Annotated in this window: 26 protein-coding genes, 1 pseudogene and 1 riboswitch; of the genes and pseudogenes, 11 read left to right on the top strand and 16 right to left on the bottom strand. The window is 70.3% G+C overall.

Features of this window, described 5'->3' with window-relative positions:
* Positions 1–220: 220 nt before the first annotated feature.
* From IF29_RS42000 to IF29_RS0115240, 3 genes are all read right to left on the bottom strand, one after another.
* Positions 221–991 carry a DUF4436 family protein gene (locus tag IF29_RS42000; protein WP_051725348.1) on the bottom strand — a complete coding sequence of 257 codons (771 nt, stop codon included), beginning with the start codon at positions 989–991 and terminating at the stop codon, positions 221–223.
* 115 nt (positions 992–1,106) lie between these two features.
* Complete coding sequence (locus tag IF29_RS43575; protein ID WP_084714273.1) at positions 1,107–1,823, bottom strand: choice-of-anchor D domain-containing protein; 717 nt, start codon at positions 1,821–1,823, stop codon at positions 1,107–1,109.
* 354 nt (positions 1,824–2,177) lie between these two features.
* Positions 2,178–3,602 carry a hypothetical protein gene (locus IF29_RS0115240; RefSeq protein ID WP_030254460.1) on the bottom strand — a complete coding sequence of 475 codons (1,425 nt, stop codon included), beginning with the start codon at positions 3,600–3,602 and terminating at the stop codon, positions 2,178–2,180.
* Positions 3,603–4,186: 584 nt separating this feature from the next.
* Here IF29_RS0115240 and IF29_RS0115235 point away from each other — a divergent pair.
* From IF29_RS0115235 to IF29_RS0115210, 6 genes are all read left to right on the top strand, one after another.
* Positions 4,187–4,675: a MarR family winged helix-turn-helix transcriptional regulator gene (locus IF29_RS0115235; protein WP_030254457.1), complete on the top strand. Its 489-nt coding sequence runs from the start codon at positions 4,187–4,189 to the stop codon at positions 4,673–4,675.
* 56 nt (positions 4,676–4,731) lie between these two features.
* Positions 4,732–6,498, top strand: coding sequence for a chloride channel protein (locus tag IF29_RS0115230; protein WP_084714343.1), 1,767 nt, complete (start codon positions 4,732–4,734; stop codon positions 6,496–6,498).
* 100 nt (positions 6,499–6,598) lie between these two features.
* Complete coding sequence (locus IF29_RS0115225) at positions 6,599–7,054, top strand: nuclear transport factor 2 family protein (protein ID WP_030254451.1); 456 nt, start codon at positions 6,599–6,601, stop codon at positions 7,052–7,054.
* A complete protein-coding gene (locus IF29_RS43570; RefSeq protein WP_051725346.1) occupies positions 7,051–8,037 on the top strand; it encodes a cytochrome c oxidase assembly protein in 987 nt (328 codons plus the stop codon). Before IF29_RS0115225 ends, IF29_RS43570 begins: the two co-directional genes overlap by 4 nt.
* A gap of 93 nt (positions 8,038–8,130) precedes the next feature.
* Positions 8,131–9,249 (top strand): YeiH family protein, encoded by a 1,119-nt coding sequence (locus IF29_RS41985; RefSeq protein WP_232242153.1) that lies wholly within the window; start codon positions 8,131–8,133, stop codon positions 9,247–9,249.
* Between the two features lie 132 nt (positions 9,250–9,381).
* Positions 9,382–9,816, top strand: a complete 435-nt coding sequence (locus IF29_RS0115210) for a BrxA/BrxB family bacilliredoxin (protein WP_030254445.1) — start codon at positions 9,382–9,384, stop codon at positions 9,814–9,816.
* Positions 9,817–10,160: 344 nt separating this feature from the next.
* Here the strand turns inward: IF29_RS0115210 and IF29_RS0115205 are convergent, their stop codons facing one another.
* The 6 genes from IF29_RS0115205 to IF29_RS0115180 all read right to left on the bottom strand — a co-directional run bounded on the left by IF29_RS0115205 (position 10,161) and on the right by IF29_RS0115180 (position 14,640).
* Entirely contained in the window at positions 10,161–10,352 is a 192-nt protein-coding gene (locus IF29_RS0115205) for a hypothetical protein (protein ID WP_030254442.1), read from the bottom strand.
* Between the two features lie 175 nt (positions 10,353–10,527).
* Complete coding sequence (locus IF29_RS0115200; protein WP_030254439.1) at positions 10,528–10,794, bottom strand: hypothetical protein; 267 nt, start codon at positions 10,792–10,794, stop codon at positions 10,528–10,530.
* Between the two features lie 193 nt (positions 10,795–10,987).
* On the bottom strand, positions 10,988–11,221 hold the full coding sequence (locus tag IF29_RS0115195) for a hypothetical protein (protein ID WP_030254436.1): 234 nt from the start codon (positions 11,219–11,221) through the stop codon (positions 10,988–10,990).
* Positions 11,222–11,427: 206 nt separating this feature from the next.
* Complete coding sequence (locus tag IF29_RS0115190; RefSeq protein ID WP_030254432.1) at positions 11,428–12,585, bottom strand: phosphoribosylaminoimidazolecarboxamide formyltransferase; 1,158 nt, start codon at positions 12,583–12,585, stop codon at positions 11,428–11,430.
* 34 nt (positions 12,586–12,619) lie between these two features.
* Positions 12,620–12,704, bottom strand: a riboswitch (ZMP/ZTP riboswitch).
* Between the two features lie 121 nt (positions 12,705–12,825).
* Positions 12,826–13,434, bottom strand: coding sequence for a hypothetical protein (locus IF29_RS0115185; RefSeq protein WP_157623752.1), 609 nt, complete (start codon positions 13,432–13,434; stop codon positions 12,826–12,828).
* Between the two features lie 249 nt (positions 13,435–13,683).
* Positions 13,684–14,640, bottom strand: coding sequence for a hypothetical protein (locus IF29_RS0115180; RefSeq protein WP_030254418.1), 957 nt, complete (start codon positions 14,638–14,640; stop codon positions 13,684–13,686).
* Positions 14,641–14,869: 229 nt separating this feature from the next.
* Here IF29_RS0115180 and IF29_RS0115175 point away from each other — a divergent pair, with 229 nt between their 5' ends.
* Positions 14,870–15,181 (top strand): hypothetical protein, encoded by a 312-nt coding sequence (locus IF29_RS0115175; protein ID WP_030254415.1) that lies wholly within the window; start codon positions 14,870–14,872, stop codon positions 15,179–15,181.
* Positions 15,182–15,427: 246 nt separating this feature from the next.
* Here the strand turns inward: IF29_RS0115175 and IF29_RS0115165 are convergent, their stop codons facing one another.
* The 5 genes from IF29_RS0115165 to IF29_RS0115145 all read right to left on the bottom strand — a co-directional run bounded on the left by IF29_RS0115165 (position 15,428) and on the right by IF29_RS0115145 (position 18,804).
* Positions 15,428–16,420, bottom strand: coding sequence for a 3-oxoacyl-ACP synthase III family protein (locus IF29_RS0115165; RefSeq protein ID WP_030254412.1), 993 nt, complete (start codon positions 16,418–16,420; stop codon positions 15,428–15,430).
* The gene (locus IF29_RS0115160; RefSeq protein WP_084714270.1) at positions 16,417–17,352 is read right to left on the bottom strand and encodes an SDR family oxidoreductase; all 936 of its coding nucleotides are present in this window, start codon (positions 17,350–17,352) and stop codon (positions 16,417–16,419) included. Before IF29_RS0115160 ends, IF29_RS0115165 begins: the two co-directional genes overlap by 4 nt.
* Before the next feature lie 132 nt (positions 17,353–17,484).
* Positions 17,485–17,874 (bottom strand): hypothetical protein, encoded by a 390-nt coding sequence (locus IF29_RS0115155; RefSeq protein WP_030254407.1) that lies wholly within the window; start codon positions 17,872–17,874, stop codon positions 17,485–17,487.
* 256 nt (positions 17,875–18,130) lie between these two features.
* Positions 18,131–18,559, bottom strand: a complete 429-nt coding sequence (locus IF29_RS0115150) for a hypothetical protein (protein ID WP_030254404.1) — start codon at positions 18,557–18,559, stop codon at positions 18,131–18,133.
* Positions 18,559–18,804, bottom strand: coding sequence for a hypothetical protein (locus IF29_RS0115145; RefSeq protein ID WP_030254401.1), 246 nt, complete (start codon positions 18,802–18,804; stop codon positions 18,559–18,561). Before IF29_RS0115145 ends, IF29_RS0115150 begins: the two co-directional genes overlap by 1 nt.
* A 159-nt stretch (positions 18,805–18,963) precedes the next feature.
* Here IF29_RS0115145 and IF29_RS47630 point away from each other — a divergent pair.
* Positions 18,964–19,137 (top strand): annotated as a pseudogene (locus IF29_RS47630) (IS982 family transposase); the annotation flags it as partial.
* Positions 19,138–19,602: 465 nt separating this feature from the next.
* On the opposite strand, the gene IF29_RS0115135 reads toward IF29_RS47630, so the two are convergent.
* Positions 19,603–20,454: a DUF5324 family protein gene (locus IF29_RS0115135; RefSeq protein ID WP_051725345.1), complete on the bottom strand. Its 852-nt coding sequence runs from the start codon at positions 20,452–20,454 to the stop codon at positions 19,603–19,605.
* Positions 20,455–20,660: 206 nt separating this feature from the next.
* Here IF29_RS0115135 and IF29_RS0115130 point away from each other — a divergent pair, with 206 nt between their 5' ends.
* Together IF29_RS0115130 and IF29_RS0115125 are read left to right on the top strand one after the other, a co-directional pair.
* A complete protein-coding gene (locus IF29_RS0115130; protein WP_030254392.1) occupies positions 20,661–21,188 on the top strand; it encodes a peptidylprolyl isomerase in 528 nt (175 codons plus the stop codon).
* A 108-nt stretch (positions 21,189–21,296) separates the two neighbouring features.
* On the top strand, positions 21,297–22,157 hold the full coding sequence (locus IF29_RS0115125) for a rhomboid family intramembrane serine protease (RefSeq protein WP_030254389.1): 861 nt from the start codon (positions 21,297–21,299) through the stop codon (positions 22,155–22,157).
* Positions 22,158–22,405: 248 nt separating this feature from the next.
* On the opposite strand, the gene crgA is transcribed toward IF29_RS0115125, so the two are convergent.
* Complete coding sequence (gene crgA / locus IF29_RS0115120) at positions 22,406–22,660, bottom strand: cell division protein CrgA (RefSeq protein ID WP_030254386.1); 255 nt, start codon at positions 22,658–22,660, stop codon at positions 22,406–22,408.
* Positions 22,661–22,915: 255 nt separating this feature from the next.
* On the opposite strand from crgA, the gene IF29_RS0115115 reads away from it, so the two are divergent.
* The gene (locus tag IF29_RS0115115; protein WP_084714267.1) at positions 22,916–23,608 is read left to right on the top strand and encodes a DUF881 domain-containing protein; all 693 of its coding nucleotides are present in this window, start codon (positions 22,916–22,918) and stop codon (positions 23,606–23,608) included.
* The last annotated feature ends 78 nt before the right edge of the window (positions 23,609–23,686 follow it).

Genomic DNA, 23,686 nt, shown 5'->3' with positions numbered 1-23,686 from the left:
TCCCGCGCGGGTCCACGTGCAGCTGCGGCAGTGGTGCGGGTGGTGGCGTGAACTGCAGGGCCGTCGTGCCGGCCCCGGGGGCCCGGCTGTTCGGTCGGCTCGGGTCAGCCGGTGGCGGGGGGTGGGGCTGGGCGGCGTTCGTGCCAGAGGCCCTGGGCGGCGGTGAGGGGCAGGGTCAGTGCCACGAGCAGTTCCGCCCAGAAGAACGCCAGGTAGTCCATCAGCGCGCCGGTCGGGGGCTGCCGGGGGCCGCGTTGCGCATTCCCACCAGGGCGAAGAGTGTGGCCGCCATCCATCCCAGTGCGGGCCACACGAGCCCGTGGCGCTGGCTGACCACGATCCACCCGGCGCCCAGGACCGACAGCGCCAGCGCCCACATCGCCGCCATCATGAACCAGGCGAGGATGCGGCTGGCGCGCGAACGGGTGATCCGTTCCTGCAGCGCGACGCCCTCCTCGCTCTCGTCGCCCGAGCGGGCGGTGAGGGTGAAGAAGGGGTCCACGTCGACCAGGGTGAGTGTCAGCGGCACGGAACGGTCCGCGGCCACGGCGGCGAAGCCCACGTCGGCGCTGTAGTGGTCGAAGGGGTAGTCCGAGACGGTGCCCCCGTAGAGGCTGACCGTCATGTCCCGGGCCGCGACGGGCTCGCCCGCCGCGAGGGTCATGGTCGGGGTGGTCGGTGACAGGGTCCGCACGACGAGCTCTTTCGAGGGCAGATCGCTGTCGCCCTGCGCGTAGGCGCCGCGCGGGAGCAGGACGACGCGCAGCACGGCCTGCTGGTCCACGGCGTCGACCTTCTGCACGGTCACCTCCACGTCCACCCGGTCGGTCACTGACCGGTCCCCGACGGTGGAGCCCGTCCGGCGGCCGTCGCGTTCGTTCAGGTACAACAGCAGACCCGCCGTGCACAGTGCGGGTACCAGCAGTACGCACAGCAGCCGCCGAAGCGCGGACCTGCGCCGGAGCCCCCCGCCGCTGCCTCGACTGTTCACGATGCGGCTCCTCGCCTCTGCTCCTGATGGACCCGCCGGACTGAACCAGATGCGCACGGAATGCGAGCGGATGCCGGGCGGAGATCCGGTCGCGGTGCGCTTCGCCGGAGGGCGTCTACTGATGTGTGCCGCGCCGGCTGCGCCGCAGCCGCACGAGCACAGCTCCCGCGGCGACCAGGAGGAGCCCGGCCGTGCCGATGACCGTGGCCCGGGTGGCGGAGGAGCCGGTGCTGGCCAGGCGGGGCCGCTCATTGCGGCTGGGTGACGCGGCCGCCGTGGACGCTGTCCGCGAGGGCCGGACCGTCGCGGGGGCGGTAGCTGTCGGCGTGGCGCTGTGCGAGGGGGACGGCGACGGCGGGGCTGTCGGGGTCACCGGCGTGGTGCCGCTCACCTGGGCCGAGACGGTGTAGGGAGGGTTGGGGTCCTCGTCGGCGGTCAGCGACACCGTGCCCGTGTACGGGCCCTCGGCGGTCGGAGTCCAGGTCAGCTCGATCGTGCAGGAATCGCCTGCCACCAGGGCTGCCTCCAGGTCGCACGTACCACCGGTACGCGTCACGCCGGGAGGAAGCGTCAACGGGATCCCGTCGAAGCCGGCGGAACCGGAGGCGGAGTGGTTGGCGAGGATCAGCACGACGGTCCCGCTCTGGCCGACCGCCACCTCCCCGAAGCTCCCCCCGGTGAGCGTCACGTCGCCCACCGCCCGCAGCCGCACCGCACCGGGACCGGGATATGGCGAACTGTCGGCATGCGCGGGCGGCGCGACGGCCAAAGCCGCGACACACAAGACGAGAGCCGACACGGCATGGCGCACCTGGCGTCGCTGAGATGACATGGGGACTCCCCGGGGAAGACATCGACGGAAGCCCCAGTCTCATATGGTCCTTACGCTGAAGGTCGCTTTGGGCTAAATGTGGGCGTGGATCACACGTGGACAGGGTGTGCCACCGACTCGGCCCCCCAGGGAGCCCGGAATCGGTTGTTGGCACTCGCGCCGACGCCGGGGTTCGCCGAAGTACGCGCCTGGGCGGCCGGCGCGGCTCTTCGCGGGCCGATGGACCAGCGGTCCGGCCCGCCGCCGTCTGCGAGACCGCGCCGGACCGCCCAGGCGCGACACCTGAACCGAGGGCCCCGACATTTCCGGTATCCTCTTCGGGCCGTACGGGGCACGGAGTTGTGGGGTTCGCGGTCAGTCGATGTGCTTCACCACGTCTCCGGGGTAGTCCTCCACGAACCCGTAACCGAGATCGACCGGCAGGTGGAACCTCTCCTTGCCCCGTTCGACCCATACCTCGCTCTTGAACTCGGCGGACTTCTCAGGGACGCATGGGACTGTGCTCTGGGTGCAGTACCACGGGTAGCTCGCCGTGTTGTGGTCCCGCTTGCTGCTCATGACGTAGTCGTAGTCGATCATGACGACGGCCGGGTGTCCCTGCGAGATCGTGAACTGCTCCGAGGGAGGCAGCGTGCACAGGGCCGAGATGCCCGCGGTCCAGACGTCTTTCGGTTGGTCGATCCTGCAGTCCGCTTTGCGCTCCACGCCGTCCTGGACGGATTTGAAGACCACCTCGTCGTGGATTCCCTGAAGGCCGTAGAGGTTGATGTTCGTGACGGTGTAGGGCTTGGGGACCTTGCCCGCCGCTGCGGCCTTCGACCAGTTGGAGTCCATCAGCAGTTTGGCGTGCGCCCAGCGAACGGGTTCGCCGTGGTCGTTTCCAGGCGTGAACTGGCTCAGCAGCACGGCGAAGTTCCTGCTCTCCCCCTGGCGACCGTTCACGAGTCCGGTCCGCGCGTCCCAGGCCAGGTCGGCACCCTCCTTGAAGAGGTCCTCGGGGTTGCCCGGCGGGTCGAGCCGCCAGTCGCGGGTCCTGCCGCACAGCCAGCCCCAGATCTTCTTCGCGACCGTGTAGACCAGCGCGGCCACGGCGATCACCACCCCGGCCGGCGGACAGACCGTGGCGACCATGGTGCCCGCCAGCGAGACCACGGCGACGATGCCCGATTCGAGGTCGCCACTGCTGACCGCGGAGGCCAGCGAGAACGCATCCCCCAGCCCTGGCAGTGCGCCGACCACTGTCTTGGCCACGTCCTCGGCGGTCTTGTCGGTCAGGCCGTCGTGGACGGTGTTCGCGGTGGCGACCTTCTCCGCGAAGCCGCCGATGGCATCGGCGTACTTCGTCGCCCCCAGGGCGTGCACCGCCGCGTTCTTGCTCCTCTCCGCGATCTTGGTGGTGACCTGGGACCACACCGTGGCGACGCCGCGCGTCTGCGGCGCCGGCTTGGTCGGATGCAGCGCGGCGACCAGGCTCGGGTCATCCCTGATTTCCTGGTCCAGGGCAGCGGTCAGATTCTTGATGTCGGGCAGTACCGCGTCGACCTGGCTCTTGCTCATCTCGCAGTGGCGGGTGCCGTGTTCGACGCAGTCCTCTTCGAGCGCCTGCTCCCACTCGGCGGGTGGAAGGTTCTCCCACAGCGACATCTGCTCCGCGCCGAGGTTCCCCCCGGTCGTGGCACGCGCCTGGGTGCGGGTGGAGTCGGCCAGCGACGGCGTGCCCTGGACCACCAGGGCGAGAGCCAGCATCGAACCGACCACCGCAATGATCGTCTTCTTCATGAGGGCAACCGTAATGACACCTTATGGGCTCATTCATGGAGAAACGCCGCCGCCCCTCTCAGGACCGCGTCGGCGGTGCCTCTTAGATCGCTCCTAATGGGAGGGGGTTCCGCTGCCATTCCGAGCGCCGCAAGGCCGCCCTGGGGCGGTTGCGGGGCTGGTCGATGGCCACGATCGCAGCCCGGCCCCTTCGGCGCAGGACGGTGACCGCGCCCGGCCTGCTGGAAGTCGCCGAAGAGTTGGTCGTTGTGTAGGCATGCCTGGTGAACGCGGTCGTGGCTGGTGAGCCAGTCCACCTGCGGTACCGCGCGCAGCAGTGCGCCCAGCGGAATGGCGGCCCCGGGCTGGTCGCCCCGCCGGGCGTGGATCAGGGCGCGTGCCAGGGCGGGCAATCCGCCGTGGGCGACCTGGGCCAACAGCATGCTCCGCGCCCGATGCCCCGCCTCGGGGCCTGGGTGGTCGGCGCCGGTGCTCTCATGGCGCGACTCCCTTGACCCGTGGGGCGCACGGCCCGCGCGCTGTGTGCCCTTATGCTCCCCCAACTCTACCTCTCGGCAACAATTGCCTTATGCAATACTTTCGTCATGGCAATCACTGCAGGTCAAGACCCGGGGCCCAGCGAAGAGGAGATACAGGCGTTCCAGCGTGCGACGCGGGACCTGATCGGCGTCGCCCTGCACAGCCTGGACGCGGCCGGTCAGGGCGTGTCGCTGGCGCAGATGCGGGTTCTGCTTGCTCTGCGCGACCTGGGCCGCTGCCCGTCCTCGAAGGTCGCCGGCGCCCTTGGCCTGGGCCCCTCCTCTGTCACGCGCCTGGCGGAGCGACTGGTGGTCTCGGGCCATGTGGTGCGCGGCGCCGACGCGCACCATCGCAGCGTGGTCACCCTGGAACTCAGCGATCGGGGCGCCGCCCTGGTGGAGGGGGTGTTGGCCTGGCGGCACGAGGAGTTCAAACGGATCCTGTCGCGAATCGACCCGGTGCTTCGCGTACACGCCACGCAGGCGCTCGGGGAGTTCCACGCGGTGGTCGGTGAGGCGTACGCCTCCGAGTTGCCCGGGCCGATGCCGCTGTGAGCGGGAAGGCGGCGCACAGCGTCGCGCACCTGGGGGACTTCACCGTCAGCCCTCGGATGCTGAAGATCACCGCGTGGGCGCTGCCGGTCGGCGCGGCCGGCGCGCTCGCGGCCCTGGGGCTGCTGCGGCTGATCGGGCTGGTCACCAACCTGGTCTTCTACCAGCGCTGGGACGCGTCCCTGGTCGCGCCGGGGCTGGTGCACCACCCGTGGTGGCTGGTGCTGTCCGCGCCGGTCCTGGGCGGTCTGGTGATCGGATTGATGGCCCGCTACGGGTCGGAGAAGATCCGCGGCCACGGCATGCCCGAGGCCATCGAGGCGATCCTGACCGGCGGCAGCAAGGTCGCCCCCAAGGTCGCCGTCCTGAAACCGATATCCGCGGCGATCAGCATCGGCACCGGTGGACCGTTCGGCGCCGAGGGGCCGATCATTATGACCGGCGGCGCGATCGGTTCCATGCTCGCCCAACTCCTGCACCTGACCGCGGATGAACGCAAGACCCTGCTGGTGGCCGGCGCCTCCGCCGGCATGGCCGCCACCTTCAATTCGCCCCTGGCCGCCGTGCTGCTCGCGGTCGAGCTGCTGCTGTTCGAGTGGCGCCCGCGCAGCTTCGTGCCCGTCGCCGCCTCCGTCGCGGTGGCCACCGTGTGCCGCGGTTTCCTGCTCGGCACCGCTCCCGTGTTCCCCGTGCTCACGACCGGCCTTCATCTGACCGCCCCGGTCGAGGTCCTGGCCGCGGTGGTCGGGCTGACCGGCGGGGCACTGGCGGTCGGTGCGACCTGGCTGGTCTACCGGGCCGAGGACGCCTTCGCCAAGCTGCCCTTCCACTGGATGTGGTGGCCCGCCATCGGCGGCGCGATCATCGGCGCCGGCGGCCTGGTCGAACCCCGCGCACTGGGGGTTGGCTACGACGTCATCGACCAGCTCCTGACCGGCCGCGCAACCCTCTCGCTGATCATCGGGATCCTCGTGGTGAAGACCCTGATCTGGTCCCTGTCCCTGGGCTCGGGCACCTCCGGCGGCGTCCTCGCCCCCGTGTTCATGATCGGCGGCGCGCTCGGCGCCTGGGAGGGCATGCTTTTCCCCACCGTGGTCCCCGGGTTCTGGGCCATGTGCGGGCTGGCCGCGGTCGTCGGCGGCGTCATGCGCTCACCGCTGACCGGGGTGGTCTTCACCCTGGAACTCACCCACGCCTGGCCGGCGATGCTGCCCCTGCTGATCGCCTCCACCGCCGCGTACGCCCTGTCCGCGCTGGTCCTCAAACGCTCCGTGCTGACCGAGAAGATTGCCCGCCGCGGCCTGCACCTGACCCGCGAGTACTCCACCGACCCCCTGGAGACCTTCTTCGCCCACGAGGTCATGCAACCCGCCCCGTTCACCCTGCGAGTCGACCAGGTCGTCGATGCCGAACTCCTCGAACTGCTCACCGAGGACCCGGCCGCTCGCCGACAGGCCCACATTCCGGTCCTTGGCCCCGACGGCCCGGTCGGGGTGACCACGCTGCGCCGCCTGCACCGGCACGCCGACAGCGCCCTGGTGGCGGTGGCCGGGCACACCGCTCGCCCGCTGCAGGCCACCGTCCGTCCCCACGACACCCTGCGCCAGGTCGCCTACCTGTTCGCCGAACACCACCTCAGCAGCGCCCCCGTCGTCGACACAGAGGGGCAGGTCGTTGGTCTGATCACCCTGACCGACCTGCTCCACGCCCGCCGGCACGACCTTACCGAGGAACACCACCGCCAGCGCCTCCTGCCCAACCCCACCGCCTCCCCCGAATCCGCCCCCACCACAACCAACGCGTCCGGCACCACCCGCGTGGCATAACCCGCCGGGGGCCGGTTCATCCCAGACCGGCCCCCACCTCTGCACCCGGGCCCGGCTCCTTGCCGGCCCGCCCCTTCTGACCTGTCCCAGGAGTCCGCCCATGCTCCCGCGTCCCGTCCCTGCCATTGCCGCCGAGCTGCGCGAGGCCCTGCACACCGCCGACATACGCCAACTGCGGGCCCTGTTCCACCCCCAGGTCCACTGGGCCTCCACCGGACCGGGCGACCCCGCCCGCTACGGCCGCGCCGCCGCCCTGACCTGGTACCAAGTCCGCTACGACCTCGGCGTGCGCACCCAAACCCAGGAGACCCTCAGCCTGCCCGCCGCCATCATCCTGGCCCTGCACATCACCGACCCCACCACCCCAGACACCACACCAACCCTGTACTACCGCGTCTTCCACCTGCGCGGCGGACAGATCACCCACATTCGTGACCACACCGACCGTGCCCACGCCCTCGAAGCCGCCACCCGGACCCTGCCCACCGCCATCCCCCGCTCCACCAACCCCCAGGCGACCACCGCCCAACTCCCGGACCCGGACCCCACCCGGTGAGCTCCTACGCCGGGCCGCCCGCCTTCACGCTGCACCGGGCGCTCACCGGCTGGCACATCGCACCCGCGGTCCTGGTCCTGGCCACGGCCGGCGCCGCCGCCTACCTGATCGCCCTGATCCGGCTGCACCGACACGGCACACCCTGGGCGCCCTCGCGCACTGCGGCGTTCGCGCTGGGCACTGCTGTGTGGGTGTTCACCTGCTGCGGCGGTCCCGGGGTCTACGAGCGCGTCCTGTTCACCGACCGCGCCGTCCAGTGCGTGGTCCTGCTCATGGTCGTGCCCCTGCTCCTGGCACTCGGCGCACCGGTCACTCTGGCCGCCCAAACCCTGCCGACCCGCGCGGCACAACGACTGCGCGCGGCACTGGCTGGGCGCTGCTCGCGGGCACTGATGTTCCCACTGGTGTCCACGGTGCTGCTGATCATGCCGCCCTGGCTGCTGTACTACACCTCCTGGTACCAGAACAGCCTCACCCACCCCGGCTGGAACGCCCTGTTCCACACCGGGTTCGTCGCGTTCGGCCTGGCCTACTACTGGCCCCGCCTGCAGATCGACCCCGTCGCCCACCACTACCACCCGCTGATCGGCATCGTCATCACCATCGCCGAAGTCATCTTCGACGCCGCCCTCGGATTCACCCTCGTCTACGGCCACCACCAGTTCGCCACCACCTACTGGCAGCACCTTCACCGCCCCTGGGGCATGGACCCCCACACCGACCAGCAATGGGGCGGTGCCGTCCTGTGGGGACTGGGCGACATCGCCGGCATCCCGTTCCTGGTCGCCCTCATCGCCCGCTTCATCAAGGACGAACACCAGCGCACCCGCGACACCGACACCGCCCTGGACCGCCTCGACACCCAGCACCCCACCCCCGCCAACCCGGGGACCGAGTCGGGCCCCAGGCCCGAAAACGGCGAACGCCCCTGGTGGCTGACCGACCCCCAACTCGCCCACCGCTACCGCGACCCCTCGCCCTGACCCCGGCTTCCCGCCAGGTCATAACGGCAGCTTATGCCCCCATCGACGAGCGGGGGGTACAGCAGTACAAGCCGAACGGCCACAGTCAGCAGCATGGACAACGACGTTCACGCCCCCCAGCGCGCCCACCCGGTCAAGGAACGCGCCAGCCCCCCACAGACCCCGCCCCGCAACCATCGCTTGTCGCGCCCGAGCCCGGCACTTCCCGGGCTCGCCCTCACGCTGCTGGTGGGCGCGGCCGCCACCGGGCTGGGGAACACTCTGCCGCTGGTCGGCGCACCGGTGTGCGGCATCGCGCTCGGCGCGCTCCTGGCAGTCCTGCACCGCCCCGGCCCCAGACTCTCCCCAGGGATTACCTTCGCCAGCCGCAGAGTCCTGCAGGCCGCCATCGTCGTCCTGGGCTGCCAACTGTCCCTGGCCCAGGTCCTGCACGTCGGCACCGCCTCACTTCCCGTCATGCTCGGCACCCTGGGCACCTGCCTCCTGGCCGCCTGCTGGCTAGGCCGTGCCCTTCGCATCACCGGCGACCTGCGCACCCTGATCGGGGTCGGCACCGGTGTCTGCGGAGCCTCCGCCATCGCCGCGATCACCCCGGTCATCACCGCCGCGAGCAGCGACGTCGCCTACGCCGTATCTACCATCTTCCTGTTCAACATCGCCGCCGTCCTGACCTTCCCCCTCCTGGGCCACCTGCTCGCGATGGGCCCGCACGCCTTCGGGCTGTTCGCCGGGACCGCGGTCAACGACATGTCCTCGGTCGTGGCCACCGCCACCGCGTACGGCCCCGCCGCCACCGGGTATGCCGTCGTCGTCAAACTCACCCGCACCCTGCTGATCATCCCCATCTGCCTGGCACTCGCCGCCCGCGCACGCCGCCACCGGCATCCAGTCACCCACCGCGCACCGGTCGCGGACCCGGCCCGGCTGCGCGTGTCCCGGCTGGTTCCCTGGTTCCTGACCGGATTCCTGCTCACCGCCACAGCCAACACCGCCCACGTGATCCCGGCCCCATGCCAACCCGTCCTGAACCAGGTCGCTCACTTCCTGATCACGATCGCCCTGTCCGCGGTGGGCCTGTCCACCGACCTCACCTCCCTGCGACGAGCCGGCCCCCCGCCCACTCATCCTCGGCGCCAGCCTGTGGATCATCGCCACCACCACCAGCATCACCCTGCAATCGCTGACCTGACCAGAATCGGCGGGCACTGCTGAGTGCCAGTTTCTGATCAGTTTTGGTGACCCGAAGCGTGCGAGTTGCCTCATCGGCGCGCTTGCGGTCACCAAGGTCGAGAGCGCTGCCTGGGATCACTTTCAGCAAATGATTGCTCTAAGTGAGGAGCTGGGATGCCGCACTACAGTCCGCTGCTGGTCAAGCCGATGAGGGAGGAACTGACCTCGATCGGGTTTAGGGAGTTGCTCACCTCCCAGGAGGTGGACGCCGCGATGGAGGACGTCAAGACAGACCTGACTCTGGTGGCCGTCAACGCCGTCACCGCAGCCGCGGCCGGCATGGCCCGCCCCGGGGTCCGCCTCGCCCTGGCGAACAGCTCCGGAGCCAAGGTCCCCGACAGGCTGCTGACCGTACTTCCCGGCGACGACGTGGAAGCGGTCCAGACGTTCTTCCGTCACCTCCCGGACTTCCCGCCGTCTGATCCGTCGTTCTTCCTGTTCAAGGACGGTGAAGTCGTCTACTACATGCCTCAGTACCGGATTGAGGGACGCGACCACATGGCGGTGGCCGCTGACCTCAGCGCCGCGTTCGCCGAATTCGATGAGTAGTCACGCCTGGCCATGGCCACCGGATGCGGTCCGCACAGTCTGGAATGACGCGGATGAGCCGACGAGCTCACTCGCTCCGTAGTTGAGGGCCCGGTCGCAACCGGGCCCTCAACTACGGCAATGAAGATGTCCTCGGTCCGCCGGCGGGGCCCGGTGTATGCGGGCCGTACGTCAATGGACGACCCGCTGGCGGAGGGTGACTTCTTCGAGCGCGACCTGCGATCCGCTGTGATCAGCCAGACACCGTCAACCGGCAGGCTACGGCCGGCGCTGCGCCGACCAGTTTGAGAGTGTCACCGAGTGTCTGGGTGAGGCGCCGGGGCCGACTGCTGTCCGTTCGGCTGCTACAGGCCGCCCCACTTGCAGTCGAAGACCGTGATGCGGGCGGCGATGATGTCCGGTTTTCCAAGGTCGATCAGCTCGACTGGGGCTTCGAGCCGGTAGGTCTCGCCCTTGGGCGGGAACAGGGTGAGCTGCGCGATGAGGACCATCGGTTCCTTGGTGCTCAGGATGGTCGGCTCTCCCCCTGCGTCCATTTCGAAGACGGCGGTGAACGTGAGGACGTCGCGCTGCTCGTACTTGGCTGCTGCCCGCAGCCATCGCCGCGCTGCTCGCCCTCGCTGCGCCCACCGCGCCAACCAGACTGAGCCGACCAGCCCCGACCGGTCCCCCCGATGCCGCGCTGCCTCCCGATCCCACTCGACACCGCGGTCACACGGGACTAGGCGGCGTCTTCCCCTGCTGCTCCAGAGCCTCCAGCACCTGGGGCAGGTCCAGTTCCGCGCGGGCACTGTCCGGTCCGTGTGCCGTCGCGAAACGGAACCCGCCGTCGTGCCAGAACCGCACCGCCAGGACCCGGTCCAGCAAGGTGAACTGCATGTCACCGCCGGACTCCACGTCGACCGCCCACCCGTGGAAGCGGGCCGTGGCTGACAGGTAGTGCGCGTCATTGCTCAACGGGGGTTCGGGACCGGTCATGCCTCCATGCTTGCCCCGCGACCGGCCTCGTGCCATCCGAAGCAGCTGCCAGGTACGCGTGTGCAGCAAGGGTGAACGGCGCGGCGCGGCAGCGAACAGCGCCTCGCGGTGGCCAGGACGGCACCTTGACCGTCGAGAGGCATCGCAGGACCGCCTCGGACTCCGCACTGCCCCAACGCCGGCCTGCCACCGGTCACCTTGGGACGGTGATCCACCCTGTCTGGTCGCGGCGGCGGATCGCGGTGATCAGGAGCCGACCGCCGCTGCGCCGTTCCATCTCGTCCGCGCTTGCCCTGGCCGCCACGTCGCACGAGGGATGCTCGCCGATCCGTTGCACAGCGACGAGTCCGTTCGGGTCGAAGAACTCGTACGTGCCCAGCACGTCATGATCGGGTGGCTGGCTGTTCTTGCCGAACGCGCCTGGCATGTCGTCTCCCGGACCGATGCGATGGAACCTGCCGCACCCAACCCCAACCCTGCGCGATGGAACCCCTCAAGCACGAGAGGCCATCGGTTCCCGGTAGTGCTCTGACCGGGATGGTTCACCGGTTGCCGACACGCCCGGCTGGTGGGTCGATGGGCGGAAGGTCTTGAGGTCCTCACCGGGTGGGGCAGGGGCCTCGATCGAGGTCCTCAGTGGTGGAAGAGTCTGAGTCCGGTGTGGGTGAGGGCGATCTGATGCTGGCGGCAGGCGTCCTCGACTTCGGTGGAGCGGATGGATCCGCCCGGTTCGGCGATGTAGGCGACGCCGTGCCGGTGGGCGTGGTCGACGTTGTCGCGGAACGGCAAGGCGCCGTCCGAGACGAATGCCACCTCTGCCAGGCCTGCGAGCCACTGCGTGCGCTGCTCGTCCGTCAGCTCGGGTGCAGGTGCGGACAGGGCTGTCGACAGGCGGGTGCTCTCGTCCGGGGTGAGGTCGCCCTCGATGAAGCGGATCTGCCAGTTGATCCGGTCCTGGCGCCGGGTGTCCGGCTGGAAGGCGAGTGCACGGACAGCCGGGTGGCGGCGCAGCCACCAGATATCTGTCTTCGCGCCGGCCAGGCGGGTGCAGTCAACGCGGGACTGTTGGCCGGCACCGATCCCCAGGGTCGCCCCGCCGCGCAGGTAGCACACGGAGTTAGACTGCGTGTAGCGCAGGACCGCCAGGCCCAGGAGGAGATCCTCGGCTGCCCTGGTCGGCAGCGTGCCGCATACGACGTTGTCCAGCAGAGCGGTGGACAGCGTCATCTCGTCGCGCTGCTGGGAGAGCCTCAGGCCGAACACCTCCCGTGCCTCGTGCCGCGGGGGTGTGAACGCCTGGTCCGCTTCCATGACCAGGAAGCGGCCGTTCTTCTTCTTGCTGAGCGTCGCGACTGTGCCGGGAGCGTAACCGGGGGCGATGACGCCGTCGCAGACCACGCGGGACAGCAGTTCGGCGAGCTCGGCGTCGACCGGGTGCGACACGGCGGCGAAGTCGCCGTAGGAGGACTTCGGATCGGCGTCGCGGGCACGCAGGTATGCGCTGGTGAGCGCGCCGACACTGTCGCGGTCGATGCCGTAGAGCTCGGCGGTGACGTCATCGACGGGGCCGGCCACGGCCGCACCGGCGGGCGAGACGTGCTTGAAGGAGGCAGCGGCTGGCCGGTTCAGGACCCGGCTCGCCTCCAGCACCAGTTGCCAGCTGTTGAGCGCGTCCAGCATGTTGATGTAGGACGGGCTGCCTTGCAGAACCCGGACCGGCCATCGGCCGAGCTGCACCGGCGCGATAGTCGCCGCCTCCTGCTGCGGGTTGATCCCATAGCGCAGATCCACGTCATAGCCTCCTGTGTCAGCGGGACATCACTGACGCAGGCGCCCAGGCGGTCGACGCTCACGCGGGAGAACGGCCGCTCCCCGGTGGTTCCCCACCTTCGCCAGTTGCGACCGGACACGATGCTACCCGCAGGAGCGCGCACATAGTTTCTCCGATCATGCCGCCAGCGCCAGCGGGCGTCCGCCCCACCGGATGCCCATCCGGGGGCCAGGCCACGTTCTTCCGTGATCCGGGCGCCATCAGCGGCCCTCGAAGCGGCGCAGCCCGACCCGCCGGGACAGCCAGACCAGCAGTTCGAAGAGTGCCAGTACTCCCGGCAGTGCCCACGCGGCGATGTCGACCCCGCTGTTGTCCGTGTCGGTCAGTTCCGGCGCCGTCCAGCCGTGCGGGTCGACCAGCACGTTCTCGGTCTGCCCGACTTGCGTCGGCCCGTCACAGGAGTCGTTGCCCAGTTCGGCGTGCTTGAGCGGCTTGCCGTCCACCCGCTCCAGCAGGCAGGTGTACTGCGGCCCGTGATTGCCCTGGTACGTCTTGACCGAGGGGACCCGCACCTCCACCCGCTGACCTTGGTGCGCCATCACCTCCGCCTGCAGCATCGGCCCCGGCACGGACAGTACGGCGATCCCCAGGATCACCCCGCCGACGATCAACCACCCGTTCGGCGCGGCGATGACCATCAACGTGAGGGTCGCGCCCAGCGCGACGGTCCCGAGTACCAGCCCGGGCCCACTCCAGTCGGGATTGGCGGACAGCAATGACAGCCCGAGGATCATCGGCGGACCGAAGAACGCGATCGTGGTGAGGCGACGGACCTGCCGGGACGAGGTGGCGGTGACTATTCGAGGCACGGCGTCAGTGTGACGAACGGGGGGCGCAAGGCGTAAGAGCTGGGTCTGAAACATTGGCAGATCGTCGATCTCAATGAGCACGAAGCCCGATTCCATCGTCGGCGCCGCCTCTATCGCGGATGCCATTCGCGCCACCCACGGCGGATCGGCCGCCGTAGGGAGCCGTTTGGCACGGTAGGTCAGGAAGCGCCCATCGATCCCAGGCCCTGCTGATCCAGCAGGACGGAGGTGATCATCTACGGTCGACGCTCACAGCCCTGTTCCGCCGGAGGTCGCCGACTCGTCGGCCAGGTACCTGCTGAGCAGCCCTTCTCGGTGCCAGAAAACGTCGCCGCTGACTCGGGTGCCCGGCTCGGCGGCACGAATGCGGTCGCGCGCCAGGGCCGCGACCGCAGTCGCGATCCGGTCCCGGTCGGCGAACGCAGCCACCGCGCACAGCACCAGCATGTCGTCCGCCGGCACGGCGGCCATCGATCCGAATGGCGCGGACCAGCCTTCGAGGTCCGCCTGCAGTAGCAGCCGCGCGGCGCTGCCGCGGCCGCCCGTCACGACCGTCGCCACGACCGGACAGCCAGCGGAGTCCAAGACGCCGGTCGGCTCCGCGAGCCGCTCCACGACGCCGGGCTCCAGTTGGAGGTTCGCCAGCGCGGCCGCCACGAGCGCCTGGGGTGACGCCTCCCAGGCTAGGGCGGCCGCGTTGTGGACCGGGGTGTCCAGGTCCGGCTCGCCGTCGTGTGCCGCCGGGACGGCGGGCACCACCAGCCCGGCCCACAGGCCGTCTGCCACGGGCAGACGGAACAGCTCCTGCGGGTCGTCGGGGCCCGTGCCCTGATACCGCAGGCGGCCGTCGAGCAGCCGGATCCGCAGACTCGCCCGGACCCGGTCCAGCGGGACCTGCTCCAACCACTCCTCCTGCGCATCAGTTGAACTCCACGCGCAGACCTGGTCGAAGCAGAGATCCCCCCACTGCTCCTGCGGGGCTTCCCGGCACGCGCGGGCGAGCCTGTCGAGGCGGAAGGTTCGGAGCTCCAGGTACGCGCCGGCGGCCAGCACCACACGGCCGCCGTCGAACTCCTGACCGTCGGCGCCGAAAGACGCGCATGCCTCGTCGAACTCCTCGCAGAACGCTTCGAACTCCCCTGCGTCGAAGAACCCGCACCAATGCGGAACCTCGCCGCCGCCTACGCCGACATCCGTGTCCGTCATGCCCGAGACGCTAGCGAACCGGCCCCGATCCTGTCCGCAAAGATTCCATGGCCGGGTGCGGACGCATTCCAAGCCCCATCACCGCGGAGCCGGTTTCGGCCCTCCTACCGATCCAAGGGCCCGCCGGACGGGTGAAGATCGGCCGGACGGGGTGCGCGGCGGAAGGCGGCTGCCGGATGATCGGCCCGTTCGGTGCGCGGTCCGCGCGCACCTGGAGGAAGGCACCGCCATGACCGACGTCGCATTCGTCTACGAGGCACCGGACATCTCCGAGGAGGGAGATGTCGTCACCTGGCGCTGGAGCGTGGTCAACAACACCGGCGCTCCCGTCAACCAGGTCGTGCTGACCCACAATCTGAGCCCGTGGCTGCCGGTCACCAGTGTGACCGGGCCCTCCGAGGTCGTGGGCGAGCGCATCAAGAGCCGGTGGGCGACCCTGGCCGCCGGGGAGAAGGCCACAGGCGAGATCGTCGCCACCATGCCCGAAGACCTACTGGGCGCAGTGCAGATCAATGCCCGGGTCACCTGGCAGCAGGCCTGACCCGGCGCCGGTGCCGCATTGGGGCGGGTCCGGCGCGGCACCGGGTGTGCGTCTCGGCACGTCGCTCAGAGGTCGAGCTCGTCATCCCCGGGCAGTGGGGGCGACCGGTTGCCCTTCCGCTCGGTGTGGCGGGTGAACACCCCCGGATCGTCCGTCGGACGCGCCGCCACTGCGCCGCCGGGCAACTGGGAGTCGTCGGCGTCGTCCGCCACGCCCGGGGGCCACCAAGATCCCCGCTTGTCGAGCTCACCAGTTCAGCAGCATCACCGCGGCGCTGGCGCCGCTGGCCAGGCCGAAGAGGGCGACAGTGCTGCCCCGGGCGAGGCGGCCCTGGTGGACGGCGTGAGCGAGTTGGAGGGGCAGGGTTGCCGCCGCGGCGTTCCCGATGTGCGGGAAAGTGGAGATGATCTGGGCGGCGTTGATGCGCAGACGGCGGCAGAAGGTGTCCACGAAGGGTACGGACGGCTGGTGGACACACACGAGGTCGAGTGAGGCGACGGCGACGTGCTGCTCTTTGAGCCATTGGGCGGCCTGTTCGTCCAGGCCGATGAAGGAGCCCAGGAGCGCGTCGGAGTCGACGTGGAGGCCCTGCGGGCGGGTGGGGGCGTGGTGGGGGTCGTAGAGGGTGGCGGCGGGCCACCCGGCGGAGTTGGCCATGAAGGCCGAGCCGGTGATGCCGGGGACGGGCGAGGCCTCCACCAGCAGGGCAACGCCCAGGTCGGCTCCAGTGAGTGAGGTCAGGCCGGTACGGAGCTGCTCGCGGGTCAGTTCCCAGCGGGAGAGACGGGACAGTGTCTCTCCGCAGGCGATCATCACACGGCGGTGCTGTCCGGTACGGATGAGGGCGTCGGCTACCTGGATGGCGTTGATGACGCCGTTGCAGGCGTTGCCTATGTCGAAGGCGGGACAGGACATGCCCGTCTTGGCCGCCACGATGTGGGCGTTGGCGGGTTCGCGGACGTCGGCGCTGACGGCCGCGAACAGCAGCAGGTCCACGTCGGCCGGCTTCAGGCGGGCCGCGTGCAGGACGCGGCTCGTGGCGCGGGCGGCGAGGTCGCAGGGCAGGTCCGCGGGGTCGGCGAGAGTGCGCTCGCGCAGGCCGAAGGTGCGTTGCAGCAGGCCGTCGGGCAGCCTGAGTGAGGGGCTGTGGCGGCGCAGGCGCTGTTCGATCTCGGCGGCGCCCTGGCGACCGGTGGGCAGGTGGACCGCGGCGTGGGTGATGCGGCTGTGGGCATTCATGCGCGCTCCTTCGCCTCAGCGGCCGGGCGACGGTATGCGGGCTCGGGTGGCTGCGGCCCGGTGCGGCCTTCTCGTGCGGGGGTGCGGGGCAGGCCGGTGACGGCGTGTTTGAGCCGGTCGGTCCAGGCCAGCGGCAGCAGGGCGTGGAGGGGGACGAGGAGACGGGCGTCACGGCCGACGACGTAGCGCGGGCGCGGGTGGCGGGCCGTCAGACATCTTTCGACGGTGCGCGCCACCGGTTCGGGGCCGGGCACGCGGCGGTCCACCGAGGAGAACAGCCGCGCGGTGCCCTTGTAGCCGGGGCTTTCAGGGCGACCGACGGCATCGAGGTCGCTCAGGGCCCGCCCCAGCATGGGGGTGGCGAACGCGCCGGGCTCCACCAGGCAGACCCGCACCCCCAGGTGCGCGGCCTCCACCCGCAGACAGTGGGTGAGCGCCGACAGGGCGTGCTTGCCCGCGCTGTACCAGGCGCCCATCGGCCAGGGGACGCGGCCCAGGCCGGAGGAGATGTTCACGATCCGGCCTGTGCCGCGGGCGGCCATGCCCGGCAGGACCAGTCGGCACAGCCGGGCCGGGCCCAGCAGGTTCACCTCCAGCAGGTAGCGGGCCCGCTCGTCATCGACGTCCGCCACCGGCCCCGCCTGCGGGATGCCGGCGATGTTCACCAGAGCCCACAGGCCGCCACCGGTCATCTCCGCAACCTCGGCCAGCGCCTGGCGGCACGACTGCTCAGAGGCCACGTCCAGCAGCACCGTACGCAGGGACAGGCCCCGCTCAGCGGCATCGCGCTCCAGCGCCCGGGCCTTGTCCTCGCCGCGGACCCCCGCGATCACGTCCCAGCCGGCACCGGCGAGCCGGAACACCGTCACCCGCCCGATCCCGCCCGTCGCCCCGGTCACCAGCACACTGCGCCCGCCCGCCGGCACACCCATCTCCCCACACCCTTCCGAATCCCGCATGTAGTTCGTATCGACGTACGGATCGACAAGCCGCACGGGGGCCAGCCGCGCCAAGGTCGCAGCCGGCTGCTCACAGCGCGTTCCGTGCCTGGGCACCGCGGGGGTTCAGATGGTGGTGCCTCGGATGACGCTGCCGCACTGGGGGTCGAAGTCCAGGACGCGGGCGATCTGGCTGTCGTTGTTGTAGGGGTATGCCTCGCCCTTGAAGTCCTCCTCGGTGTAGAAGGTCCAGGCTGCGCCCGCCGGTACGTAGCCCGATCGTGCTGCGAGCAGGGCGGAGGCGGGGCCGCTCACGTGTGTTTCGTCGCCGATCTCGGACTGCAGCCCTGTCTCCGGGTAGAAGGTCAGCTCGGTTGGGTCGGAGGGCCGGCGCTGGTACGGGGGCGGCCCGATCTCCTCGCCGTCCTCCCCGTAGACAGGCTGGTTGGCGGGGTCGTCGTCGGCGAGGGGGTAGTTGGCGGGGTCGTAGTCGGTGATCGTGACGTTGAAGGCCATGGGTGTCCTTGTCTCGGAGGGGAACGCGGCACACGCTGCGGTTTCCATGCTCATGCTGAGTTCCTGTCGGTGGACACGATCACCGATTTTCGTCCGCCCCGGCAGTCCGATGTGAAAAGATCTGCCCTCCGGCAGGCCTGCCCACAGCCAAGGCCCATGCAAGCCCCGTCCCCGGCACTGCGCCCAGCGCATACCCAGCCCGGTCAGCCGCGCCGCCCGCTGGGGGGATGCCGGCCTTCCTGCGGCGGCTCTGACTTCACAGTCCGCTGCCGGGCCCGCGGTCGGGCAGTACGGTGATGCGGTTCGCAGCCAAGACCCCGGCCTTGGCCTGCTCCAGTTCCAGGGACAGCTCGACAGAGACGCTGCGCAGGATCTTGGTTCTGGCCCGTTCCTCCGCGAGGTCCCTCTTCACCTTCGCCAATGCCTCCTTGAGTTCGCGGTGGGTGTCGGCAAGGTCCTGCATCGCGGTCGGCGTGGAGTTCTGGGCCTTCGCCCGGGCCTGGAAGTCCTGCACCAGATCGGTGTGCTCGTACACGATGTCGCGCCGCAGGGCGCTCTGAGTGATGAGCTCGGAGGCGGTGGGCTTGCCCGAGGGGGAGTGCAGCGGGGTGCCGGCGAGGGGACGTTCGGCGGCGGCCTTGATCGCGGCGCGGTCGTTGTCCCGGTCGCGGGGGCGGCGTCCCATCAGAGGTCCTTCCGGCCCGCGTCGCTTGCGGTGCTCTCGTGAGCGGTGATGGTGGACTGCAGCTCGGCCGCCAGGGCCCCGGCGCGGTCGCGCATGGGGCGGGGCGAGCGCCGGTCGTGAGCGGCGGCCTCCCAACTACGCAGTTCCGCCCGCCTGTCGTCGATGTTGCGGTGGGTGCAGGCGAGGTTGGCGCACGCCGAGCGGCACTCCGATTCGTCCGGGCCGTCGTCTGCCGGCAGCCCCATCGCGAGTTTCGCCAGTCGGCACGCAGCGGTCTCGACCCTGTCCGTGCCGAGAACTACGTCCGTGCAGGTCAGGCGGCGTGGTGGTACTCGTGGAGTGTTTCGCCGAGTCGGCCCCGCCGGCGTATGTCGAGGTGGCTGATTTGTCCGGATTCACTGGGGTCGATCAACGAGACCTTCAAGGTCCAGCTCGACCTCGAACGGCATCGCGGCCGAACCTCCGGCGGCGTGATCGTCCGAGTGCTTCAGCGGGTCCTCGCGCTAACCACCGCCATCTGGCACAACGAGCACACCGGCCAGCCCGTCATGCGGTCGCTGACCGCGTATGACCACTGACGCCTTGGAATCGATCATCTAGGTCCTGAAGACGGCCGTAGCACTGGGCCAGGCGCTGGCCGCCCGGCGTCAGGACGTCTTCTGGCGGAGTAGTCGGTTAAGCGTTACTCATGGGGCCATCGTGATGGGTGCGCACCAGCGCTGCTCCCTCCCGCGCCCTATTCTGGGAGCCCGATGCAACTCGGGCGGTAGCCCCGGAGGGGCCTCCCGCCGCTCCTCAGGAGGCGTGACCACCAGTGGTTACGCCAGCCGGATCGAGGCGGATCGAGCAGGGTTCAGGAGGATGGAAACAGGGGTGTTTGTCCCGGTTCTTCGGCAAAGCCGCAGGTCAGGGCGGTGCTCGGTATGGGTTCGACTCCCCTAGGCTCCACAGAGACCACACGAGATCACAGCAGGCAGCAGCACCGGAGCCCCCACCCGCAGCGCGGGTGGGGGCTCCGTCGTTCCCCGGCGTCGTTCCCCGGCTCAGGACTTCTTCCTGCGTCCCGGCTTGTCGGCGTCGGCCGGGTCGTCGGTCGCGGCGGCGTCCACCGGATCGGCGAAACCCTCGGCGTCGGCCTCGGCGGCCGCCTTGGCCTCGACGTCGGGGGACAGCGGCATCGCGTCGGCGGCGGACGCGGTGGCGCCGGTGTCGGCCGTGGCCGGGGTCGAGCGCAGCGGCAGCGGGCTGGCCGGGGGCTCCACCAGCCAGTCGGGGTTGCTCTGCTTCTGCCACCACTTCCAGGCCATCAGGCCGCCGCCGGCCACCGCGCCCAGGCCGACCAGGACCAGGAACCGCCGGGCCCGGCGGGTGCGCCGGCGGCTGTGCCGGGCGGCCAGCGCCTCGACCTCGGCCAGGGACACCTGGCCGCGCAGCACCGGCAGCGCCGCCGCCCCGCGGTCATGGGCCACCTGGGCGGCCTGGGCCGCGGCCTGCGCGGCCTCGTCCCAGGCGTGCGAGACGGCCGGCAGGGCCGTCTCCCGGGCCTGGAGCGCGGCCACGGCGGCCGACCTGCGGGCCGACCCGGCGGCCCGGCGGGTGCGCCGGGCGGCCTTGCCCACCGCGTCCTCGACCGTCGGCGGGACGTGCTCCCGCGCCTGCTCCAGCAGCGGGGTCACCCGGGGCGCCACCTTGCCGTCCACGGTGCTCTGGGCGGCCTGCTGCGCCGCGGAGGCCGCCGCCCGGGCCTGCTCCACGGCGGCCTCGATGCGCGGGGCCAGCCGCTGCCATGCCTCGTCGGTGTAGTGCGCTGCCGCGTCCCGTGCGCTCACGGCATAGGGGGCGAGCTGCTCCCGGGTCTTCCCGGCAGCCTCGCGCGCTGCGTCGATGCGGGTCACCAGTACCTCCTCCTCGATGGCGTCCGATTTCTCACCTGTCCACCCAGTTAAGGTTCATGCGCCCGGGAACGATCCAAGGCGCGCCGGTGCGGCCTCGGGGCGGACCGGCGGTACCGGACGTCTCCTCGCATCCTGCTCCTCTGCGCCGCTTTGTGCAGGGCATGGGAGGATTCCGGTGTCAGCGCAGGACTGCAGGAAGGCACATCGTGGCCGAGGAACTGTTCGCCACTCTCAGGACCAACCACGGGGACATCGAGGTCAAGCTCTTCCCGAACCACACCCCCAAGACGGTCGCCAACTTCGTGGAGCTCGCCGAGGGCACCCGGGAGTGGACCGACCCGCGTACCGGCGCCAAGTCGCAGTCGCCGCTCTACGACGGCACGGTCTTCCACCGGGTGATCGCCGACTTCATGATCCAGGGCGGTGACCCGCTGGGCACCGGCACCGGCGGCCCGGGCTACCAGTTCGCCGACGAGTTCCACCCCGACCTGGCCTTCGACCGCCCGTACCTGCTGGCGATGGCCAACGCGGGCCCGGGCACCAACGGCTCCCAGTTCTTCATCACGGTCGCGCCGACCACCTGGCTGAACCGCAAGCACACCATCTTCGGCGAGGTCAGCGGAGAGGCCGGCCGCAAGGTCGTGGACTCCATCGTGGGCACCAAGGTGACGCCGTTCAACGACCGCCCGGTCGAGGACGTGGTGATCGAGTCGGTGCGGATCTCCCGGCGGTAGCAGCCTTCTCCCGGCCCGGTCGCCCGTAGGCTTGTTCTGCGGGGGGCCGGGCCGGGAGCATGTGGTGAGAAGCTGCTGCCTGCGAAGGCACCGAGAAGGCAGGATGAGATGCTCTCCGACCAGCCCGCACCCTCCGACCGGCCGCAGGCGCACACCCTGCCCGACTGCTACCGCCATCCGGGGCGGGAGACCGGGGTGTCCTGCACCCGGTGCGGGCGTCCGGTGTGCCCGGAGTGCCGGGTCGAGGCCGCGGTGGGCTTCCAGTGCCGGGAGTGCGTGCACGGCGGCAACACGGCGGTGCGGGAGGCGCGCACCGAGTTCGGCGGGCGGCTGGTCGGCGACCGGGCGCTGGTCACCAAGATCCTGATCGGGATCAACGTGGTGGTGTGGGTGCTGGGCTGGAAGGTGCTGGACGCCAACCAGCTGGACCACCTGTACATGTGGGGCAACGGGGTGGCCGACGGCCAGTGGTACCGGATGATCACCTCGGTGTTCTTCCACACCGCGATCCTGCACATCGCCATGAACATGTGGTCGCTGTGGGTGCTGGGGCCGCCGCTGGAGCAGCTGCTGGGCCGCTGGCGCTTCCTGGCGCTGTACCTGGTGTCGGGGCTGGCCGGTTCGGCGCTGCAGCTGATCGCGGCGCCGGACACGGCGGCGCTGGGGGCCTCCGGGGCGATCTTCGGGCTGCTGGGCGCGCTGCTGGTGATCCAGCGCCGGCGCGGCTTCTCGCTGGGGCCGATCGTGGCGATCGTGGTGGTGAACCTGGTGGCGACGTTCTCGATCCCGGGCATCAGCTGGGAGGCGCATGTCGGCGGCCTGGTCGGCGGTCTGCTGATCGGGTTCGGCCTGGCGCACGCCCCGGCGTCCCCGCCCCGCAGGAGGGCGCTGGTCCAGGCCGGATCGGTGCTGGTGGTGTTCGTCCTGGTGCTGGTGGCGACCCTGGTCGGGGTGGCCGCGATCAGCTGAGCCCCGACGGTCCCGCCGGTTGTCCACAGGAGGCCCGCACGGATGTGCGGGCCTCCTGTGTGCATCCGGGTCTACCCGCGTTCACCAGCCGATTCGTACGCCCGTCTGACTCTGCGCCGGTGGATTTATGCGGCGGGGGAATCAAGTTATCCACAGATAGTCATGGTTTTCCCCACTGTGGATAACCATGTGGACAACGCTGCCGGACCGGCTCGGACCGCTTGGGCGCCCGGACGTCCTGGTCCGCGCTACTTCCACTGCGTGGATACGCCGAACCCGCCCGCGATGAATGCGAAGCCGATGACGATGTTCCAGTTGCCGATGGCCGAGATCGGCCAGGCCGCGCTGGACACGTAGTAGATGACGATCCACACGAGTCCGAGCAGGAACAGCCCCAGCATCAGTGGCGCGATCCAACTGCGTCCCGAACTCAGCCGCACCGCGGTGGCCGTGGCCGGCGGCGGGGTGTAGTCCGACTTCTTGCGGATCCGGGACTTCGGCACGAGGAGCACTCCTGTCGATGCGCTGCACTGCATGGCCCCTAGGGCGCCTGCTGAGCTGTGGGGTTGTGTGGGCAGGCGATGGCGCGGGGCCCGGGGGCACCGCATACCTCTCCAGCGTCCGTTAGCGTAGTGGCTTGCGGAGTCAGAAGGAGATAAGGGTACGTGGCAGATTCGCAAGAAGTTCCGCCCGTGACCGAAGCCGGGACCGAACCGTCACCCAGGAGCACCCGAATTGTCGGGCGTATCGCGACATGTATGGTCTTCGCACTCGCAGGATTTCTGTTCTATGTGAGTTCTCAGACCGCGCACGGAACGTCGCTCCGCAATGACGACACCCTGCTCCGGCTCTCCGATCTGATACAGCAGCGGAGCCAGGAGAACGCCCAGGCGGAGAAGGCCGTCGCCGGGCTGCGGGCGCAGATCGACGCGCTCGCCGCGCAGCACGCCCAGAACCCGGCGGACGCCGGGCGGCTGGCCGCGCTCGAACAGCAGGCCGGGCTCGACCCGCTGAAGGGGGCCGGGGTGACGGTCACCCTGGACGACGCGCCCAGCGGGGCCACCGCCAAGATCCCCGGGGTGCCCCAGCCTCAGCCCGACGACCTGGTGGTGCACCAGCAGGACCTGCAGGCCGTGGTCAACGCGCTGTGGCAGGGCGGCGCCACCGGGGTCCAGGTCCAGGACCAGCGGCTGATCTCCACCAGCGCGGTCCGCTGCGTCGGCAACCAGCTGATCCTGCAGGGGCGGGTCTACTCCCCTCCCTATGTGATCCGGGCCGTCGGCGACCAGCAGCGGCTGCTCGCGGCCATCGACGCCAACAGCTACATCCAGAACTACCTGCAGTACGTGGCCGCCTACGGCCTGGGCTGGAAACTCGACCGGTCCGGGGCGATGACCCTGCCCGCCTACTCGGGCACGGTGGACCTGCAGTACGCCCAGGCCGGGCAGTAGCCCGGGAGTACTCAGCGGGCGCACAGGAAAAACGGACAAAACCGGTCGGTCCCGGTAGGAACGGTAAAGGCTGGCCGG

The organism is Streptacidiphilus jeojiense (genome assembly GCF_000719095.1).
Taxonomy (GTDB): domain Bacteria; phylum Actinomycetota; class Actinomycetes; order Streptomycetales; family Streptomycetaceae; genus Streptacidiphilus; species Streptacidiphilus jeojiensis.
The sequence above is the reverse complement of the archived record's forward strand: the minus strand, read 5'-3'. Positions and strand labels throughout refer to the sequence as shown.

Bases quoted from the DNA above. Each gene is read 5' to 3' on its own strand.
- IF29_RS43575 (WP_084714273.1), bottom strand. From the start codon at position 1,823: ATGTCATCTCAGCGACGCCAGGTGCGCCATGCCGTGTCGGCTCTCGTC.
- IF29_RS0115240 (WP_030254460.1), bottom strand. From the start codon at position 3,602: ATGAAGAAGACGATCATTGCGGTGGTCGGTTCGATGCTGGCTCTCGCC.
- IF29_RS0115235 (WP_030254457.1), top strand. From the start codon at position 4,187: ATGGCAATCACTGCAGGTCAAGACCCGGGGCCCAGCGAAGAGGAGATA.
- IF29_RS0115230 (WP_084714343.1), top strand. From the start codon at position 4,732: ATGCTGAAGATCACCGCGTGGGCGCTGCCGGTCGGCGCGGCCGGCGCG.
- IF29_RS0115225 (WP_030254451.1), top strand. From the start codon at position 6,599: ATGCTCCCGCGTCCCGTCCCTGCCATTGCCGCCGAGCTGCGCGAGGCC.
- IF29_RS41985 (WP_232242153.1), top strand. From the start codon at position 8,131: ATGGACAACGACGTTCACGCCCCCCAGCGCGCCCACCCGGTCAAGGAA.
- IF29_RS0115210 (WP_030254445.1), top strand. From the start codon at position 9,382: ATGCCGCACTACAGTCCGCTGCTGGTCAAGCCGATGAGGGAGGAACTG.
- IF29_RS0115205 (WP_030254442.1), bottom strand. From the start codon at position 10,352: ATGGACGCAGGGGGAGAGCCGACCATCCTGAGCACCAAGGAACCGATG.
- IF29_RS0115200 (WP_030254439.1), bottom strand. From the start codon at position 10,794: ATGACCGGTCCCGAACCCCCGTTGAGCAATGACGCGCACTACCTGTCA.
- IF29_RS0115195 (WP_030254436.1), bottom strand. From the start codon at position 11,221: ATGCCAGGCGCGTTCGGCAAGAACAGCCAGCCACCCGATCATGACGTG.
- IF29_RS0115180 (WP_030254418.1), bottom strand. From the start codon at position 14,640: ATGACGGACACGGATGTCGGCGTAGGCGGCGGCGAGGTTCCGCATTGG.
- IF29_RS0115175 (WP_030254415.1), top strand. From the start codon at position 14,870: ATGACCGACGTCGCATTCGTCTACGAGGCACCGGACATCTCCGAGGAG.
- IF29_RS0115165 (WP_030254412.1), bottom strand. From the start codon at position 16,420: ATGAATGCCCACAGCCGCATCACCCACGCCGCGGTCCACCTGCCCACC.
- IF29_RS0115160 (WP_084714270.1), bottom strand. From the start codon at position 17,352: ATGGGTGTGCCGGCGGGCGGGCGCAGTGTGCTGGTGACCGGGGCGACG.
- IF29_RS0115155 (WP_030254407.1), bottom strand. From the start codon at position 17,874: ATGGCCTTCAACGTCACGATCACCGACTACGACCCCGCCAACTACCCC.
- IF29_RS0115150 (WP_030254404.1), bottom strand. From the start codon at position 18,559: ATGGGACGCCGCCCCCGCGACCGGGACAACGACCGCGCCGCGATCAAG.
- IF29_RS0115145 (WP_030254401.1), bottom strand. From the start codon at position 18,804: ATGGGGCTGCCGGCAGACGACGGCCCGGACGAATCGGAGTGCCGCTCG.
- IF29_RS0115125 (WP_030254389.1), top strand. From the start codon at position 21,297: ATGCTCTCCGACCAGCCCGCACCCTCCGACCGGCCGCAGGCGCACACC.
- IF29_RS0115115 (WP_084714267.1), top strand. From the start codon at position 22,916: ATGGTCTTCGCACTCGCAGGATTTCTGTTCTATGTGAGTTCTCAGACC.